At 60.4% G+C, this 15,863-nt stretch carries 16 protein-coding genes; 8 read left to right on the forward strand and 8 right to left on the reverse strand.

All coding sequences use genetic code 11. From position 1 onward, the window contains the following. Window positions 1–246: 246 nt before the first annotated feature. Window positions 247–1,272: a PAS domain-containing protein gene (locus tag C4K39_RS26785; protein ID WP_124347851.1), complete on the reverse strand. Its 1,026-nt coding sequence runs from the start codon at window positions 1,270–1,272 to the stop codon at window positions 247–249. 243 nt (window positions 1,273–1,515) lie between these two features. On the opposite strand from C4K39_RS26785, the gene C4K39_RS26790 reads away from it, so the two are divergent. From C4K39_RS26790 to C4K39_RS26805, 4 genes are all read left to right on the forward strand, one after another. Beyond that, entirely contained in the window at window positions 1,516–2,532 is a 1,017-nt protein-coding gene (locus tag C4K39_RS26790; protein WP_164487330.1) for an AraC family transcriptional regulator, read from the forward strand. Between the two features lie 190 nt (window positions 2,533–2,722). Further along, the gene (locus C4K39_RS26795; protein WP_164487331.1) at window positions 2,723–4,087 is read left to right on the forward strand and encodes an APC family permease; all 1,365 of its coding nucleotides are present in this window, start codon (window positions 2,723–2,725) and stop codon (window positions 4,085–4,087) included. A gap of 58 nt (window positions 4,088–4,145) precedes the next feature. After that, on the forward strand, window positions 4,146–5,015 hold the full coding sequence (locus tag C4K39_RS26800) for a proline iminopeptidase-family hydrolase (protein ID WP_124347854.1): 870 nt from the start codon (window positions 4,146–4,148) through the stop codon (window positions 5,013–5,015). A gap of 420 nt (window positions 5,016–5,435) precedes the next feature. Beyond that, window positions 5,436–6,605 (forward strand): MFS transporter, encoded by a 1,170-nt coding sequence (locus C4K39_RS26805; RefSeq protein WP_124347855.1) that lies wholly within the window; start codon window positions 5,436–5,438, stop codon window positions 6,603–6,605. Window positions 6,606–6,639: 34 nt separating this feature from the next. Here C4K39_RS26805 and C4K39_RS26810 read toward each other — a convergent pair whose 3' ends face one another. The 4 genes from C4K39_RS26810 to C4K39_RS26825 form a co-directional block, all read right to left on the reverse strand. Beyond that, window positions 6,640–7,797, reverse strand: coding sequence for an FAD-dependent oxidoreductase (locus tag C4K39_RS26810; RefSeq protein ID WP_124347856.1), 1,158 nt, complete (start codon window positions 7,795–7,797; stop codon window positions 6,640–6,642). Between the two features lie 64 nt (window positions 7,798–7,861). Then, a complete protein-coding gene (locus C4K39_RS26815; protein ID WP_068580656.1) occupies window positions 7,862–8,185 on the reverse strand; it encodes a ribonuclease E inhibitor RraB in 324 nt (107 codons plus the stop codon). A 90-nt stretch (window positions 8,186–8,275) separates the two neighbouring features. Beyond that, window positions 8,276–8,710, reverse strand: coding sequence for a YfbO family protein (locus C4K39_RS26820; RefSeq protein WP_068580654.1), 435 nt, complete (start codon window positions 8,708–8,710; stop codon window positions 8,276–8,278). A 172-nt stretch (window positions 8,711–8,882) separates the two neighbouring features. Beyond that, window positions 8,883–9,896: a sensor histidine kinase gene (locus C4K39_RS26825; RefSeq protein ID WP_124347857.1), complete on the reverse strand. Its 1,014-nt coding sequence runs from the start codon at window positions 9,894–9,896 to the stop codon at window positions 8,883–8,885. Window positions 9,897–10,364: 468 nt separating this feature from the next. On the opposite strand from C4K39_RS26825, the gene C4K39_RS26830 reads away from it, so the two are divergent. Continuing rightward, window positions 10,365–10,649, forward strand: a complete 285-nt coding sequence (locus C4K39_RS26830; RefSeq protein WP_068580650.1) for a DUF4156 domain-containing protein — start codon at window positions 10,365–10,367, stop codon at window positions 10,647–10,649. Window positions 10,650–10,761: 112 nt separating this feature from the next. Beyond that, complete coding sequence (locus C4K39_RS31900) at window positions 10,762–10,971, forward strand: hypothetical protein (protein ID WP_083235710.1); 210 nt, start codon at window positions 10,762–10,764, stop codon at window positions 10,969–10,971. 115 nt (window positions 10,972–11,086) lie between these two features. Here the strand turns inward: C4K39_RS31900 and C4K39_RS26840 are convergent, their stop codons facing one another. Beyond that, the gene (locus C4K39_RS26840) at window positions 11,087–11,584 is read right to left on the reverse strand and encodes a hypothetical protein (protein WP_083235709.1); all 498 of its coding nucleotides are present in this window, start codon (window positions 11,582–11,584) and stop codon (window positions 11,087–11,089) included. Window positions 11,585–11,785: 201 nt separating this feature from the next. Between C4K39_RS26840 and C4K39_RS26845 the strand changes: the two genes are divergently transcribed. Continuing rightward, a complete protein-coding gene (locus C4K39_RS26845; RefSeq protein WP_206600591.1) occupies window positions 11,786–12,109 on the forward strand; it encodes a hypothetical protein in 324 nt (107 codons plus the stop codon). A gap of 51 nt (window positions 12,110–12,160) precedes the next feature. Here C4K39_RS26845 and C4K39_RS26850 read toward each other — a convergent pair whose 3' ends face one another. Both C4K39_RS26850 and C4K39_RS26855 read right to left on the reverse strand, forming a co-directional pair. Next, on the reverse strand, window positions 12,161–12,886 hold the full coding sequence (locus C4K39_RS26850) for an alpha/beta fold hydrolase (RefSeq protein ID WP_124347858.1): 726 nt from the start codon (window positions 12,884–12,886) through the stop codon (window positions 12,161–12,163). 122 nt (window positions 12,887–13,008) lie between these two features. Further along, window positions 13,009–13,953, reverse strand: coding sequence for a LysR family transcriptional regulator (locus tag C4K39_RS26855; RefSeq protein WP_124347859.1), 945 nt, complete (start codon window positions 13,951–13,953; stop codon window positions 13,009–13,011). Window positions 13,954–14,311: 358 nt separating this feature from the next. On the opposite strand from C4K39_RS26855, the gene C4K39_RS26860 reads away from it, so the two are divergent. Then, window positions 14,312–15,802 carry a UbiD family decarboxylase gene (locus C4K39_RS26860; RefSeq protein ID WP_217884184.1) on the forward strand — a complete coding sequence of 497 codons (1,491 nt, stop codon included), beginning with the start codon at window positions 14,312–14,314 and terminating at the stop codon, window positions 15,800–15,802. Window positions 15,803–15,863: the final 61 nt, after the last annotated feature.

The raw sequence follows: 15,863 nt of genomic DNA on the forward strand, positions 1-15,863 counted from the left end.
AAAATAGAACAACAAAACACAATATGTAGTGCATTCAGCGAAAGCGGGGCACAAGATATAGAGGGTAGGATGGTGCGTCAACACAATATATAGACAAAAAACTAAACAAAAACACTACATGTAGTGTTTTCAGGTCAAAAAAATGCGCATCGACGATAAGGCGGCTCGACGCAAGGGAGACGGGCTTAAAGGCGTGGCGGGAAGGTTGCCGAAACAGCACCGGTGTCAAAGCCGGACCGGCGGCGCCTATGCTCCGTCCAGTGGTACCTGCAGTTCTACATGCAAGCCGTGGGCATGCCATCGGCGATCGACGATCCCACCAACAGTACTGGCAAGCTGATCGATCATCTGAGTGCCATAACCACACCTGTCCGGCGGTGCGATGATCCTGGGCCCAGCACTTTCCAGCCACTTGAGTGCCAGCCGTCCTTCGGCCGTCTTCCAACTGATGTGGACTTGCCCTTGAGGAACACTGAGCGAACCATGCTTCACCGAGTTGGTCGCCAACTCATGGAGGACCAGCGCCAGCAGATTGGCCAGCGCTTCCGGAATCACATGCCTGGCACCACTGAACCGGCATTGATTGCCAAAGGGCAGAAGCACTGCTTTGACCAAAGACCGCATCTGCACACTGGACAGATCGTCCGTTGCCAGCACCTTGTCGTAGACCCTGGACAATGCCTTCAGCTTGCCTTCGGCGATCATCGCCAACTGATCGGCTTTCCCAGAGGCACGGGCCTCACGATCAGCCATCATCATGACCGCCGCCGACACGGTGAACAGATTCTTGATCCGATGCAGCATCTCTCCCGACAACAACTGCTCCCTGAGCAACAGCCGGTCCAGTTTGTGCTGTAGCAGCACCAGCTCGGAGACATCCCGCGACACGCACACGACCGAGAAGACCTGGCCTGAGGGACCGACAACCGGCGTCATCAGGTTGTCCCAATGAACAACCTGCCCCGAGGCTTCACTGTGGCCGGCAAAACGAGCGGTGACACCGGTGAGGGCCAAGGCCAGGGCTTCATCGGCAGCGGCCTGGACCGAAGCCGGCAGCAAGGGTATCCAGGGCACGCCCCGGACCTGGGCGGGTGCAATCCCCAGGGCGACACGTCCTGCCTCGTTCATGGCCAGGAGAAGACCGTCCGGACTCAGGACTTTTATGCAGTCGGAAGTGGCGTCGAGCATGGCCCGTTGCGCATTGAAAACAGCGGGCTGGTCATCCCCTTCAGGCCTGGTGGAAGCCCCGCCCTGGTTATCGTCCTTGTGCATGATTTCAACTACCTAAAGGCCGAGACAGCCAACGATAAGACAACCCAATGGGGACGACAATCATTCGCCTCCCCACAAGACCAGGCGTGTAAAAACATGCCGTTCTCATCGACGACGGTCCCTCCATGCCCTTGGCTTCTGCGGGCCATGGACTGGCGGTTCCGTCACCTGGCGCGCATGATGGGCGACGGTGACCATCACCTGGGGTTTCCTGCAAGCGCTCGGTATGACTGGAGTGTTTCAATGTATGAAGTTCGCCCCGTATCGCTGCATGGAGTGCTAGCGACACTCGCCATTACCCGGGCACGGGGCGTACCGGATGAAATCATCCTGAGAGGTGCAGGCCGCCTGCCCGATTCCCTGACCGACCCCGATGCGACCATCACCATGGAGCAGGAGTTGGTGGTATTCGACAACGCTCGCCGGGCCATTCCCGAACAGCATCTGGGCCTGCTCATTGGCAGCTCCATGCCGATCTCGACACTGGGTCTGCTCGGCTACACCCTGCTGGCAGCGCCTACCCTGGGCGAGGCCCTGAACTGCGGCTTGCAGTTCCCCATCCAGTTGGCCAGCCAGTTCGCCCCGCACCTACTGCACTACGGTAACGACCAGCATTTCGTAGGCCGCGATTGCCATGGTTTTTTCGAGGGCTACAGTTTCTCCACCGACGTCTTTCTCAGCGCGACCTTGCGCGTCATCCGCGACTGCCTGCAATCTCCCCATGAGCCATTCAGCGCTCATTTCAAACGTCCGGCCCCCAGCGATCTGGCCCCCTATCGCCAACTGTTCGGCGGCGACATCCAGTTCTCCAGCCACTCGGATTCCCTCAAGCTCCCCAAGGCCCTACTGAACCAACGGTTGCCGCTAGCGGATCCGATCAGCCACCTGGCCATGCTGAAGCTGACCCAAGCACGAGAACGAGAGCTGGAGACCAGCGCCGGTAGCGCAATAGCCCATGAAGTGAGCACCTTGCTCAAATCGGACATCCAGCGCTACAGCGATCTGAAAGCCGTGGCCCAGGCCTTGAATATCTCCGAACGAACCCTGCGCCGACGGCTGGCCGAACGCACGGTAACCTTCAAGCGCCTGCAGAGCATGGCCCGCCACCAACTGGCCAATCGGCTGCTCAGCAGTACTCACCTGTCGCTGGACGCCATCAGCCAGCAATTGGGTTTTGCCGACCCGTCCTCCTTCGTCCATGCCTATCACAAATGGGCCGGTGTATCCCCCGGGCGTTTTCGCCGATCGCTACGAAGCTGAGCCCGCTCCCGCCAGCTTCTGGGTCAAAACGATGGCTTGGCCGGAAAAGACAAAAAGCTGGCCAGTTTCATCACCTCAAGCGCTGTCCAGCATCCGATACTGGAGCCCGCTTCATGGCCCGCCAATTCTAATAATACGGCCGCCCCGGCAAGCCAACGGCCACGCCGCGGCGCTCACAGGAGCACTTCGAATGCGAACCACCTCCACTGCAGATCCCTGCGCACAATCGGCAGTCACCGAATCACGACTGCCTCGCCGACTCTCGTTCTCCGATGTCCTGGTGTATGGGCTGCTGTACTTCTGCCCCCTGGCACCTACGGCGGTGTTCGGCATCGTCTACGACATGTCCGCGGGCATGGCCGCACTGGTTTATGCCGTGGCCGCACTGGCCATGACCTTCAGTGCGATCAGCTACAGCGAAATGGCCAGGAGCGTTAACGTGAGCGGTTCGGTGTACCGTTATGTCAGCCTGTGCACCAACGCTTTCACCGGCTTTGTCACCGGCTGGCTGATCCTGCTGGACTACTTCCTGCTGCCGGCATTGCTGTCCATTCTCACCGCCATCGGCATGGTCCTGCAGTTTCCACAGAGCTCGCGCTCATTCTGGATCCTGTTGTTCATCTGGCTGCCAGCACTGCTCAATATCATCGGCCTCAAACTGACCATCAGGGTCAACAAGGTTTTCCTGTTGGTGCAATTGGCCGTCCTGGCCGTGTTCTTCGTCTATTCGCTCTGGGGCATTGTCCAGCACAACCATCTGGTCTCGTTGCTGGCGCCGATCTGGGACAGCCAACACTTGCAACTGATGGCGATTCTCTCAGCGATACCGGTCGCCGCCCTGAGCTTCGTGGGCTTCGACGCCATCTCCGCGCTCAACGAGGAAGCCACCGGCGGTGGACATACCGTCTCCAGGGCCACGCTCATGCTCCTGCTCCTGGTTTCGCTGCTGTTCTTCGCCCAGGTATACCTGGCCAATGTCTTCGTGCCGAAGGGTACCCAATACAGCACGGACCAAGCCGAGACCGCGTTCTACACCCTGAGCGCGACGATCGTCGGCAGCTGGTTCCAACCCATCCTGGTGGTTGCGGCCGGGACCGTTGCAGGGGTGGCCAATACCATTGTGTCGCAGATGACGACGTCCCGATTGATCTTCAGCATGGCCCGCGACGGCAGGTTTCCTTCATGCCTGGCACGCCTGGATCGACGAGGCAACCCAATAGCGGCGCTGCTGTCTGTCGCCCTGGTTTCCACCGTCGTCGGCCTGTTGGCCGCCAACGAAGTGGAGTTGCTGGTGACCCTGGTCACCTTCGGCGCGCTGTTCGCCTACATCACCCTGCACATCAGCCTGTTCTATCGCTTTCGCAAGCATCCCGAGCGCCACTGGTTCAAGCACGTGATCTCGCCCCTGGCCGGTATCGTGATCCTGGTCGCGGCCCTGGCCAGCATGAACGAGCATGCCAAATGGCTCGGCAGTGCATGGTTGTGTATCGGCCTGGTGCTGGCATGGGTGCTCCAACGCAAAGGCCGGCTCGCCAGTATCGACCTATCGGCATGACTCTCTCCCGGGCGCCAGGGGTGCCCTCTTCCAATCGTCGTAAGCACAAAGGCACATCATGCATTTCGACCAACAACATCGCATTGCGGCCCCCGGAGGGCAGATATGGACCGCCATCAGGCACGGCGAATCATCTGGCCTGCCCCTGGTCGTCGTGCATGGCGGTCCCGGCTCCAATCACTTGTACCTGTCGAACTTCAGCGAACACCTCAAGGAGCGTTCCCTGATCTACTACGACCAACTCGACAGCGGCTATTCAGCCCGTCCTAACGATGCTGCCCATTGGACACTGGAGCGCGCTTGCGATGAATTGGCCGCGGTCGTCGAATTCCACGGGCTCACCCGATTCCACCTGCTCGGCAGCTCCTGGGGCGGCTCGATTGCAGCGGCCTATGCCAGTTGCCAGGACCCTCGGCTGGCCAGCCTGGTCCTCGCCGGGCCGTTGATCAGCGCCGCCGACTGGAACGCCGACAACCGGGCCCATCTGCAAAAACTCCCCAGCCCGTGGCGCGAGGTCCTGTTGGCAGGCGACTCAGGGCATCCGCAATTCGAAGAGGCGCTGCAAATGTTCAACCGCAGGCACATGCTCAGGCTCGACGAAGAGCCGCCGTTCATCAAGGAATCTGATCGCTTGTACAACAGCACGCTGTTTCGCCACATGTGGGGAATCGCGGACTTCTTTGGCGATGGCACCCTCTGCGAACTGGACCTGCGCGATGCCCTGCGACGGATCAAGTGCCCCACGCATTTTATCGTTGGCGAACACGACGAATGCAGCCCCGCCGCCATACGGCGCTATGTCCGCTACCTGGACAATGGTGGCGAGCATGTAGTGCCGGAGGCCTCCCACCTGGCCCATATCGAACAGCCGGAGCTGTTCTTTGGCTGGCTCGGTGAAACCCTCGCGCGCTACGACGCGCTGGCTTGAAGGTTGAGTCGAAAACAGGCGATTGCGGGTCGGTACAAGGCCGTCCCGCTGCCCGCGATAATCGGCACCACAGCGACATCCGAACTCAAGGCGAGGGGCGAAACAAGCACGGCATGCGGCGACCGAACGGCCCACTCAATCGACGAACATCCCACCACACTAGAGCTGCAAAATCGTTATAGCCCTGCTTCCAGCAACCTGGTTGCTAGTACTGGACTTCATGCAGCGTCCTCATCTATGCCGCTCGAAACATCCACAAACAGGCAGCGATCCCGCTATATCGATATTTAGTAGCGCCCGTTGCGTATGAAAATGTTTCATTGTAAGAATTGCCGGGTCATATGGATCGGCGCTTCGAGGGCCGAGTCGTACTCAGGCAGGCTCCCCTGACTTTCTGAATGCTTTAGGCCGGCACCTCTTATGGAAAACCCTGGTATCGAATACACCGACAAGCAGCGCTGGTTCGCCCTGACCAAGATCAACACGCTTTCGGTGCTTTCGCAGGTCGTGCAGATCGGCACCATCACGCCCTTGCTGTCGCTGTCACTGGAACAACAAAACGTTGAGCCGGCCAAGATCGGGGTGATTGTCAGCGCCTCCTGGATCGCGATCCTGCTGCTATACAAAGTCGTTCCACGACTGCTGGGGCAGCTGGGACTGGTCAGGGCCAATATCCTCAGCGCAGCACTGACCATTGCCGCGCTGATCGGCATGACCCTGACCAGCAACCTGGTGCTGATCTTTGCCTTGAACTTCATCCTGGGCATCGGCTTGATCCTGCGCTGGATCGCCTGCGATACCTGGATCGTCTCGGTCGCGTCCAGGAACGAACGTGGCCGAGCGATCGGCGTGCATGAAACCCTCATGGGCCTGGGTATCGCGGTGGGCCCGCTACTACTGGTGGTGTTCGGAGTCGGCAGTGTCGTGCCTTACTACGCCTGCGCCACCATCGTGCTGATCTCCGGGGGCCTGGCCCTGACCTTGAAGGAGCACGACACGCAGCCGCAGACCCCGACGCAGAAACGCCATGCGAAGCTGTTCGGCGTGATTCCAGTGGCCCTGTGCGGAGCCTTCATTGCCGGATTTGCCGAAACCTCGTCGGTGTCGTTCCTGGCCGGCTACAGCCTCTGGGCGGGGTATGCCCTGACCGCCGCGACGCTGTTGATCTCGGTGTTCGGGGTGGGCGGCACGGTCCTGCAGCTGCCGATTGGCTGGGTGGCCGACCGCACCTCCTGCAAGGCCGGGCAACTGATCTGCTGCCTGGTGCTGCTGTTGGGCACGGTGGCCATTCCCTTCAGCCAACCCTTTCCATGGCTGGCCACATTCATCGTGTTCTTCTGGGGTGGAGCCATCGGGGGCATGAACACGTTGGCGGTGATCGAGGCGGGGCATCGAGTAGACGAACATCAGGTCTCCACGGCCATGACCGCCATCGCGATGTTCTATACCTTGGGCAGCGTGCTGGGGCCGATCATCACCGGGGCCACGGTGTCCTATATCAGTCCACATGGCCTGATGATTTCGGTGGGGGTAGCCGGGGCGCTGTTCGTTGCGCTACTGGCGCTGCGCCGGTCGGCGACAGTCCAGTGAAGCCCGCCCGGTTCTCTACCGGAGAACCAGGCGCTTACCTTGCTGGCGACAAGTTGCCGAACAGCTCCACAAGGCCATGGGGAGCTTGCTCATTGAAGAACACCTCGAGGTTGTTCCCGGTTTGCGTGGCCGCGTCAGAGCTGCGAGCGAACAGCTCCTGCTCATAGGCAAGCAATGCCGCTTCCAGATCATCACCCGACTCACAAATCGCCCTGGCGAGTTCCGCCCCGTCGTACATGGCCAGGTTCGCGCCTTCCCCGGCAAAGGGCGACATGAGGTGCGCCGCATCACCTAGCAACGTCACCCCTGGTACGCGCGCCCAACAGTGAGCGATGGGCAACTCGTGGATCGGGCGCAGGACTGGCGTGCTCTCGCAGTCGTCGATAAGTGCCGTGAGCGCCGGCGACCATCCTTCGAACTCCCGGGCAAGCCGCGGCAAGGCCGTTGCCGGCCGGGAAAGATCGAGGTTCTGGAACCAGTTCTCCGGCACTTTCAACGCCACATAGGCCTGGAGCGTTCCATCGCGATGGCGATGGGCAAAGATTCCCTTGCCCGGCATCGTGGCCATCAAGGTGCCCTGCCCGATCAACTGGGCACTGGCAGCATGACGAGCGTCGGCGTCGAAAAGAAACGTCTCTACAAATGAAATGCCGGTGTACTGCGGTCTTGTCGCGGTAAGTAACGGGCGTACCTTCGACCAGGCGCCATCGGCGCCAACCAGCAGGTCGGCCTGGCTCGAAGAACCATCGGCAAACACCAGTTGATGGCGCCCATTACCCATCGATATCGCCTGGGTCAGCTTGTGGTTCCAGCGAACACAGCCTTCGGGGAGCGAGTCGAGCAGCATCTGGCGAAGCTCGCCCCGATCCACTTCCGGCCTGCTGCTTGCCCCGGTGGAGGGGCGGTCCAGGAGGACCTTGCCCGTGCTGTCGCAGATCCGTTTGGCGTCTTCGCCAGGGCGAACAAGGCGCAAGAACTCCTCGTGCAAACCGGCGGCCTTCAACGCCGGCTGTCCATTGTGCTGGTGAATATCCAGCAGCCCGCCCTGGGAGCGGGCCATGGCCGAAGACTCGGCCTCATACACCGTGGCAACCACTCCATGCCGGTGCAGGACCCGGGCCAGGGTCAAGCCGCCAAGTCCCGCACCGATGATCGCAATCGCCCTGTCGGTCCCTCTTGTTGCCTTGTTCATCGACAGCCCCTCCTTCCGGGACTCTCAACGGCACCGGCGGTATCGCCGGTGCGTTGTGCCACGACTACTCGACTCTCTCGACATCCCAGCCGTCGAAGAAGGTCCCATAGGCCTCGGCCAATTCATTGAAGGCCATGCACCTGCGAAAAAGCTTGTCCGCGGGCAATGACTCGACCTTGCTGACGCATAGCGTCAGGTTGCCGTCGTCATTCTCATGAACGCTCTCGACGAGGTAGTCACTCTCGATGAGTTCGCTATAGACGCCCTTGAGATCATCCTCGTTCTTGCCGAAGAAAAAGAACCCCCACTTCAGCGGTTCCGACGTGTCCCAACCGTTGTTTTGCATATCTGTATAAGCAGCATCAATCGACGCCTGGCTGGTATTCATTCCATTCCTTAGATACTGATTCAATGGTCTTCCAGGCGGCTTTCGGCCGGCCGGAAATGTCACTTGGGGCGAGCCTGGCGATGGGCCGATTCAATCCCAGTAGACGGTATATACCTGGTAGCCGTCCTGTGGTTCTGGCGCACCGGCGTGCTTGCCATAAGGCCAGCCGACGATAATGCCATCGGACTCCAGGCCCTCGATCCACTGATCGGCGACAGCTTGCGGTGCCGATGAGTAGACATGGATGTTTTCTGCCGCTGGCCAGTCGTCGCACTCCAGCGCTTCGCACCAGTCCTGATGCAGGCCTACATAGACGCCTTGCACGTCAGGCCGTTGTTCTATGCACTTGAACCGGGCATGGATTTCCCGGATCGATGGGCGCCCAAAGCCCCATTGGTTGGGTGCGATGGACTGCTCCTGGTCGTTGCCCAGGAAGTACTCATCCAGGGTAACGATGGGGAAATGATCTTCATCCAGTGCGTCCAGCGCTTCGACTCTTTCCAGCAAGATCTTTCGATGACTCATGATTTACCTATCGGTCGAGGTCCTACTCGCAAACATCACCAGGAGCACGCAACGGCATCACCCACTGGGCAAGCGCCTGCCCTGGCGAACCCGCGCATTATGAAACCAATGGCCGGCCCGGCTCCAGCTTCAAAACCTGTTTCAGGCATCAGCCCGAGGCGCAATCAAGCCACTACCCTGCTGGAAACGGCACCCGCAGTTCGACTTGCAAGCCACGGCGATGCCAGTCGCGCTGGAGCGTCCCACCGACGCTACCGGCCAGTTGGTCGATCAGTCCCGAACCATAGCCATACCGGGCTGGCGGCTCGGCGATGACAGGCCCGCCGCTCTCCAGCCAACGGATCGCCAGCCAGCCATCGTTGACGGACCAGCGAAGCTCGACCTCGCCTTCAGCAACGCTGAGCGCACCATGCTTCACGGAGTTGGTGGCCAGTTCATGGAGCAGAAGCGCCAGCACGTTGGCCAATGGCCCGGGTACAAGATTCTTCGTGCCACTGAAGCGGCACTGGGCGCCAAAGGGGTGCAGCACCGACACCATGAACGCCTCCATTTCCACATGGGCCACATCGTCCGCCGCCAGTACCGTGGAGTAGGCCCTGGACAGCGCCCGGAGCTTGCCTGCCGCGATCTTGGCCAACGGCTCGGTTGTGCCGGACGCCCTCGCCTCCCTGTCGGCCATCAGGATCACCGCCGCCGCCACGGTGAAGAGGTTCTTGATGCGGTGCACCATTTCCCCCGACAGCAACTGCTCCCTGGCCAGCGACTGATCCAGCTCCTTTTGCAACAGGACCTGCTCGGTGACATCACGTGAAACGCAGACGATGGTATGCACACGCCCTGCAGGGTCGATGGTCGGGGTCAGCAAATTGTCCCAGTAGATGACCTTCCCACAGGCATCGCTGTACCCGGCAAAGCGTGCGCTCAGCCCCGTCGCGGCCAAAGCCAGTGCGTCATAGGCCGCCGAATGAATCGAAGGGGGAAGCAGGGGCACCCAGGCCGAACCCTTGACCTTCGACGGTGCGATATCCAGTGCCACGCATCCGGATGCATTCATGGCCAAGAGGGTGCCATCTGGCGCCAGGACCTTGATGCAATCGGGTGTGGCATCCAACATCGCGCGCTGCAGGTCGAACACGGGCGGCTCGCCATCCCGGCGAACGCGAACTTCGTTATCGTCCTTTCTCATACATCCAACTACCCAAAGGCCGAAAACTCGCCAAAGACTAAAAGAAATCCAGTAGTAGCAATATAAAAGCCGCCCAACGGCAACCACTCCGTCTGCCCCAAAGTAAAACCATAGAAACGAAACTGTTCGACTCAGCCAACTCCCGGCAATAAAGCAACTCACGCGCCGTACTATTACCGGGAGTCATTCGGTACAAACGGTGCTTCTATCCAAGCTACTGTCCAGGCCCTCCAAAGAGCCCATGCGGCCATGGAACACTCACCTGCTCGGACTCGCGCAGTGCTTGCCCTCAACGCCAGCCCAGCGGCACCACTCAATGATCGGAAAGTCCCCGGGGATTGCCACCCGCCCAGGAAAGATTGCCGCCTATCACCGGCCTGCACATTTTCCGCTTATTTACGCAGCGAATGATCGCTTAAGATCACCTGCCGAAATAAACCGATAGCCAAGTCGATAGGGGTTTTCACCATGGGTCATCTGCGCGTCGCTCTGCTGCTCTTCGTCCCCCTCACCTTGATCTGTGGGTGTACGACGCAACTGACGGAAGCCGGCAGGCAAGTGAGCCTGGTCACGGCCGCCTCTGCCCAGGCGTGCAAAGTGCTCAAGCCGTTCACGGTAAAAGGCTCCTCCAATGCAGACGCATTGAACATGGCCTTCAATAAATCAGCCGAACTGGGGGGAGATAGCGTGGCGGTCGTCGATGTTGCGGACGACTCCAGCATCCAGGCGGCGGCCTTGCAATGCCATCCGTAAGGGGGGCGGCCTATCAGTAGCGGTATGGCCTGGTAGACTTCCCTTCCACTTCATCAAGCAGCCAGCAGCCGATCAACCGGGTCGCGCCATAGGCCTTGAGAGAGCTCAGCAAATGCCCAAGAACCAGCCCACAGGTGCACCCGCCGCAACCGCTGCGGACATCGAACGGTCCATCCTGGCCCTTAACAAAATGGCTGAACGCCTCTGGGGAGAAGGTCGGGAGCCCGAGGCACAGGCTCTCATCAATGCCCTGGATGCCCTGAACCGAGCCCTTGATCGCATCAGGATTGGAGAAAGCCGCAGGGCCGCCACTCTCCATTGACCGAGCGCCAATGAAGCTCATGCTCAGTGTCACGCTTGCCTGGCAAGCCTCGCCGAGCGGGCCGGCCTGTCGTGAAAAAACAGTGGCCGGCGTGCTGTGACAGCGGTAACAAAGATCAGTTGATCAGAACCAAACGTTCACGCTGGGCTGGCGTCAGGTCATCTATCAGCCCCACCTTCAGCGTGCCGCTGGAGGAGCCTGCCAGAGGAGCGCCCAAGTCGGCGGATGCCTGTTCCGGCAACTTGTACATGGCTCCAGTCAGCGGGTCCACGATCAGCATGCCGATCAACCCACCCACCAGGATGTTTCCCCAGTACCAACCACTGAGGCTGGAGTCCAGCGTGACAGTCTTGTCAGCGTACCCATCTTTCTTGAAATGCAGCGTGTAGGTCTGGCCTGAGAAATATCCCCGGGAAGATTCCAGGGTCACGGTGCCGGGGGTATTTCCAGAATGCACCACGACCCCGTTCTTATTGACGATTTCAAATGCAGCGCCCGGCGGTGTGCTTGAAACAGCGACTGGATAACTCGACTCACCGACGATACTGGCACACCCCTGGAGCCCCATCGCCACAGCACACGCCACTGCTCCTGCCATCTTCCGAAACGTCATCAATACAACTCCATTGCGCCATCATTGGCATGGCCGGAAATCGACCGCTGGCGATTGTACTCAAGCAATACCAAAATGCCACCACCCTATACCCGACAAGCCCCCTGTGCACGATCGCCCTCACAGGTCCCGCACCAGTGCCCGGAAATTGCCCACCGACCTGAACACTTTCATACTGTCGGGCCGAACCTCGAGAGCAGAATGGACACTATGAATGCGCAAGAATTTGTAGCGCTTTGGAAGGCAGAGAAGACCTTGGCGCTCGACAACCTGCGCCAAGGACCGGGACGGGCCGCCGAGCAATTCAAAGCCCTTGAACTGGACGCCGAGCAATCGCAGAAACTGTGGAAAGCGGTCGATACGGCCCTGACCGATGTGTTCTACACCTTGCTGCTGGGCCTTGATGGAGCTGCATCCATTGGTGGAGAACAGTGCGAGTATCAACTTCGGGATGAAGCTGGAGAGCTGATTTCAGATACGGGTGAAATCGAGGCCGAGGCCTACGCACAGTTTCATTGCCCATGAACCTTTATTGGCATGGAGCCTATACATAGAGCCTGGGCATAGCGCCCGCGCTTAAAGCGCTGCCCGCTCCAAGAACTTGCTTATTTCCAGAGAGTAGGCGCCAGGGTGGGAGAACCTGAACATGTGGCCCGTACGCGGCATGACCACCTCCTGCGAGCCCCTTATGCCTGCAAGGAGCACCTTCGCCGCCAGCTCACCGATCAACTTGTCCTCCTCCGGGGTCAGGATCAGTGTGGGGACGGCGATTCTCGCCAGCAGCCCCGTATAGTCCGCCCGCTCAATCGAACGCATGCGGTTGACGTAGGCCCTGTGGGGCGTCTTCTCGACGAAGAAGGCACGGCTCTTGGCGACCGACCAGGGAACCTCCCCCTCATTGTCAAACGATGAAGCCAGCTGCGCGGCATGGATGCGCAAGGTCGCCTGGCGGTAGAAGGGCCCGGGAAAGAATGGCGCCAGTGCCGCCAGCGCCTTGAGCAAGGGCGAGGTGATCGGGCTCTTGGCAAAACCACCCGAAAGGACCAGGCCTGCAAGCCCTCTTGGCTGGCGTGTGGCGAATGCGAGCGAAGCCACCGCCCCGTAGGAATCGCCAACCAGCACGTAACTCTGCAGATCCCTCACCTGATCGGCCAAAAAATCGGCCAACGTTTCCAGGTCATGTACGTCATCGGGCAGGCGCAAAGTGCGCATGTTGCGCCCCTGCAGGTGGGTCAACGAGTTCAGTTGCCACGGGGCTCCTGCGAAACAAGGGATCATGACCAAGGTTGGCGTCGCTTTCATGAGGAACTCCTGGCGGGTATGAAGAAGTGACGCCCGCACTCTAGGAGTACCTGGATCATCGATCCAATGGCATTTGCACAGCCTGTCGATGCACCAGATTCATGGTCCTGGGCCACTGTCAGTCACAGCGGGCCACCTGATGACTCGTCGCGCAATAGCATGTTGGTAAGCCACTCAATGGCCGGTTCGGTGACCCGTCCCTGGGCTCGAATAACCCATACCTCCCAGGTTGGCAACGCCAGGGGCAGCTCGAACACAGCCAATTGCGCAGTCTCTTGCATGCGCAATGCGACCCGCTCGGCGACAACCGCGATCGATTGCGAAGCGCCGACCATGAACGGCACGGCCAGGAAGCTGGGACAGGCGACGCCCACCTTGCGGGCACGGCCAAGACTCTCCAGTGCGGCGTCCACTACGCCCCGGGTATCGCCGCGCGGCGAAACCAGGATATGGGGCAAGCGCACAAAGTCATCCAGGCCCATGTGCCACTTCTTGCCGCGCTGGACCAGCGCCGGGTGTCCCTTGCGGGCGATACCGATAAAACGTTCCTGATGGACACGCTGGCAATCGAAGCGCTGAGGGATCTGGGCAAAAGAACCGGCCCCCAGCACGATATCGAGTTCGCCGGAATCGAGCATGCGCAACGCCGACTCGACATCAGCCGGCCTGAGCCCCAGCACCAGGTCCGGCGCGGCGGCCTGGATCTTGGCCAGCACAGGGGCAATGACGGTCAAGATCGCGTGATCGGTAGCCGCCACCCAGAGTTTCGCCTGGAGGCGGCTCGGGTCGAACGAGCCTCGCGGACTGGCGATGAGCCTGACGGATTCGAGCACCTCGGCCACCCGCGGCATGACCTCCACGGCCAAGGGTGTCGGTGCTATTCCACGGGGATTGCGAATGAAAAGCTGATCAGCGAACGCGATCCGCAACCTCGACAAGGCGTGGCTCGTTGCGGACTGGGACAAATGCAATCGTGCCGCGGCGCGACCAACGTGCCTTTCGATCCAGAGCGCCTCAAGCACCACCAGGAGGTTGAGATCGAAACGCGTCAAGTCCAGGGGCGGCATGCTGTACTAGCCTCTTAGTCGATCATTTGAAATGCGCTACGTCGTATTCGAGCCACCACCCCTGGCGCCAACCACCTGGGTATGACTGACGATGAGCAAGGTGTCGGCGATCTTGTTCGCGCTCGGCCAGCACCGATACGCAAGCTGCTGCCAGGCACAAGAAGCCCAGTATAGAACCGGGCTGCCGACATCACTGCTCACGCGCCTCCTGGATGGTTGCCCCCGGATACTTCTGTGGAGTTCGACGTCTCTTGGGTCAGCCCCCTTCCACAGGACGGAGCGATCGAGCCGCACGCCAGTGTCGAGACGGCCTGCCCCTTCATCCCGCCATAGCAAGCAAGGAGTCGAAAACATGAGTTTGATTGAAAGCGCCCTGGATTTGCGCACATTCATCGAAACACTGCGTCAGCGCAACGATCTGGTGGATGTCGAGACGGTCGTCGACCCGATACTGGAGGCCGCCGCGATCATCCGCCGCGTGTATGAGGAACGCCTCCCTGCCCCACTGTTCCACAACCTCACCGGAGCGATGCCAGGCGCTCGCCTCTTGGGAGCGCCCGCAGGCCTGCTGCGCAACAGGCGGCTGGCCTACTCGCGTCTCGCCTTGCACTTCGGGCTGCCGGAAACGACGACCGCCCCGGAACTGGTGGAGAAAATTCGCTCTGCGGTCAAGGCTCGCCCGATCGATCCGGTTGTCGTAGACACCGGGCCGGTCAAGGAGAACAAATGGATCGGCGCGCAAGTCGACCTCAATCAGTTTCCCGTCCCTCTGCTGCATGAGGCCGATGGTGGCCGCTATTTCGCGACCTACGGTTTCCATGTCGTGCAATCGCCCGACGGGACCTGGGACAGCTGGGGCATCGGCCGCATGATGCTCAATGGCCGCAACTCGCTGGTGGGCCCGGCGATGGCGACCCAGCACATTGGCCAGGTGAGAAAGATGTGGACGGACCTGGGCAAGCCAACGCCCTGGGCGATGGTGCTCGGCGCCCCGCCGGCGGCCGTCGCGGTGGCGGGCATGCCACTGCCGACTGGCGTCAGCGAGCCGGGCTACATCGGCGCCCTGCTAGGGCAAGGCCTGCCGGTGGTGAGGACCGAGACCAACGGCCTTTTGGTTCCCGCCAATGCCGAAATCGTCCTGGAAGGAGAAATCAGCCTCAGCGAACAGGCCATGGAAGGACCGATGGGCGAATATCACGGTTACCAGCATCATCAGGGCAATGTTCAGCCTGTCTTCCATGTCCATGCGGTGACCTTTCGCAACAACCCCATTCTGCCGATCTGCGTGGCGGGCCTGCCACCTGAGGAGAATCATACGATCTGGGGCACCATGATCTCGGCGCAGCTGCTCGACACCTGCCAGGAGGCGGGCCTGCCGATCGACATGGCCTGGTGCTCGTACGAGGCCGCGACTTGCTGGGCAGTGCTGGCGGTCGACCCGGTGAAGCTGGCGAGCCTGAACACCACTGCCGAGGAGTTCGTGCACAGGGTTGCAGACGTCGTCTTCGGTTCACATGCCGGCTACCTGATTCCCAAGCTGATCCTGGTGGGCAATGACCTCGATATCACCCATATCGATGAGGTGGTTTGGGCCCTCGCCACCCGGCACCACCCAGGATCCGATCATTACTCGCTGCCAGAGGTCCGTGCATTTCCCATGGTGCCGTACTTGAACGCTGACGATAAACAGCGCGGCACGGGAGGCAAGGCAATTATCAACTGCCTCTTTCCCGAGCAGTTCCAGGGAAAAATCCGCGCGGCCACGGCTTCGTTCAAGCACTCCTACCCTGAACAGCTCGTGAACCAGGTATTGGCGAAGTGGCAAGACTACGGTTTCAAGGAGCGCTGACAGGGCAACGCAGCAGGCCGTGCAAGAACCTGCTGGCAGCCGCGCAGCGGTGATCAATGTG

The sequence above is a fragment of the Pseudomonas sessilinigenes genome (assembly GCF_003850565.1).
GTDB lineage: Bacteria > Pseudomonadota > Gammaproteobacteria > Pseudomonadales > Pseudomonadaceae > Aquipseudomonas > Aquipseudomonas sessilinigenes.

Excerpts from the sequence above, each read along its gene's own strand:
- C4K39_RS26785 (WP_124347851.1), bottom strand. The coding sequence starts at position 1,272 with ATGCACAAGGACGATAACCAGGGCGGGGCTTCCACCAGGCCTGAAGGG.
- C4K39_RS26790 (WP_164487330.1), top strand. The coding sequence starts at position 1,516 with ATGTATGAAGTTCGCCCCGTATCGCTGCATGGAGTGCTAGCGACACTC.
- C4K39_RS26795 (WP_164487331.1), top strand. The coding sequence starts at position 2,723 with ATGCGAACCACCTCCACTGCAGATCCCTGCGCACAATCGGCAGTCACC.
- C4K39_RS26800 (WP_124347854.1), top strand. The coding sequence starts at position 4,146 with ATGCATTTCGACCAACAACATCGCATTGCGGCCCCCGGAGGGCAGATA.
- C4K39_RS26805 (WP_124347855.1), top strand. The coding sequence starts at position 5,436 with ATGGAAAACCCTGGTATCGAATACACCGACAAGCAGCGCTGGTTCGCC.
- C4K39_RS26810 (WP_124347856.1), bottom strand. The coding sequence starts at position 7,797 with ATGAACAAGGCAACAAGAGGGACCGACAGGGCGATTGCGATCATCGGT.
- C4K39_RS26815 (WP_068580656.1), bottom strand. The coding sequence starts at position 8,185 with ATGAATACCAGCCAGGCGTCGATTGATGCTGCTTATACAGATATGCAA.
- C4K39_RS26820 (WP_068580654.1), bottom strand. The coding sequence starts at position 8,710 with ATGAGTCATCGAAAGATCTTGCTGGAAAGAGTCGAAGCGCTGGACGCA.
- C4K39_RS26825 (WP_124347857.1), bottom strand. The coding sequence starts at position 9,896 with ATGAGAAAGGACGATAACGAAGTTCGCGTTCGCCGGGATGGCGAGCCG.
- C4K39_RS26830 (WP_068580650.1), top strand. The coding sequence starts at position 10,365 with ATGGGTCATCTGCGCGTCGCTCTGCTGCTCTTCGTCCCCCTCACCTTG.
- C4K39_RS31900 (WP_083235710.1), top strand. The coding sequence starts at position 10,762 with ATGCCCAAGAACCAGCCCACAGGTGCACCCGCCGCAACCGCTGCGGAC.
- C4K39_RS26840 (WP_083235709.1), bottom strand. The coding sequence starts at position 11,584 with ATGACGTTTCGGAAGATGGCAGGAGCAGTGGCGTGTGCTGTGGCGATG.
- C4K39_RS26845 (WP_206600591.1), top strand. The coding sequence starts at position 11,786 with ATGGACACTATGAATGCGCAAGAATTTGTAGCGCTTTGGAAGGCAGAG.
- C4K39_RS26850 (WP_124347858.1), bottom strand. The coding sequence starts at position 12,886 with ATGAAAGCGACGCCAACCTTGGTCATGATCCCTTGTTTCGCAGGAGCC.
- C4K39_RS26855 (WP_124347859.1), bottom strand. The coding sequence starts at position 13,953 with ATGCCGCCCCTGGACTTGACGCGTTTCGATCTCAACCTCCTGGTGGTG.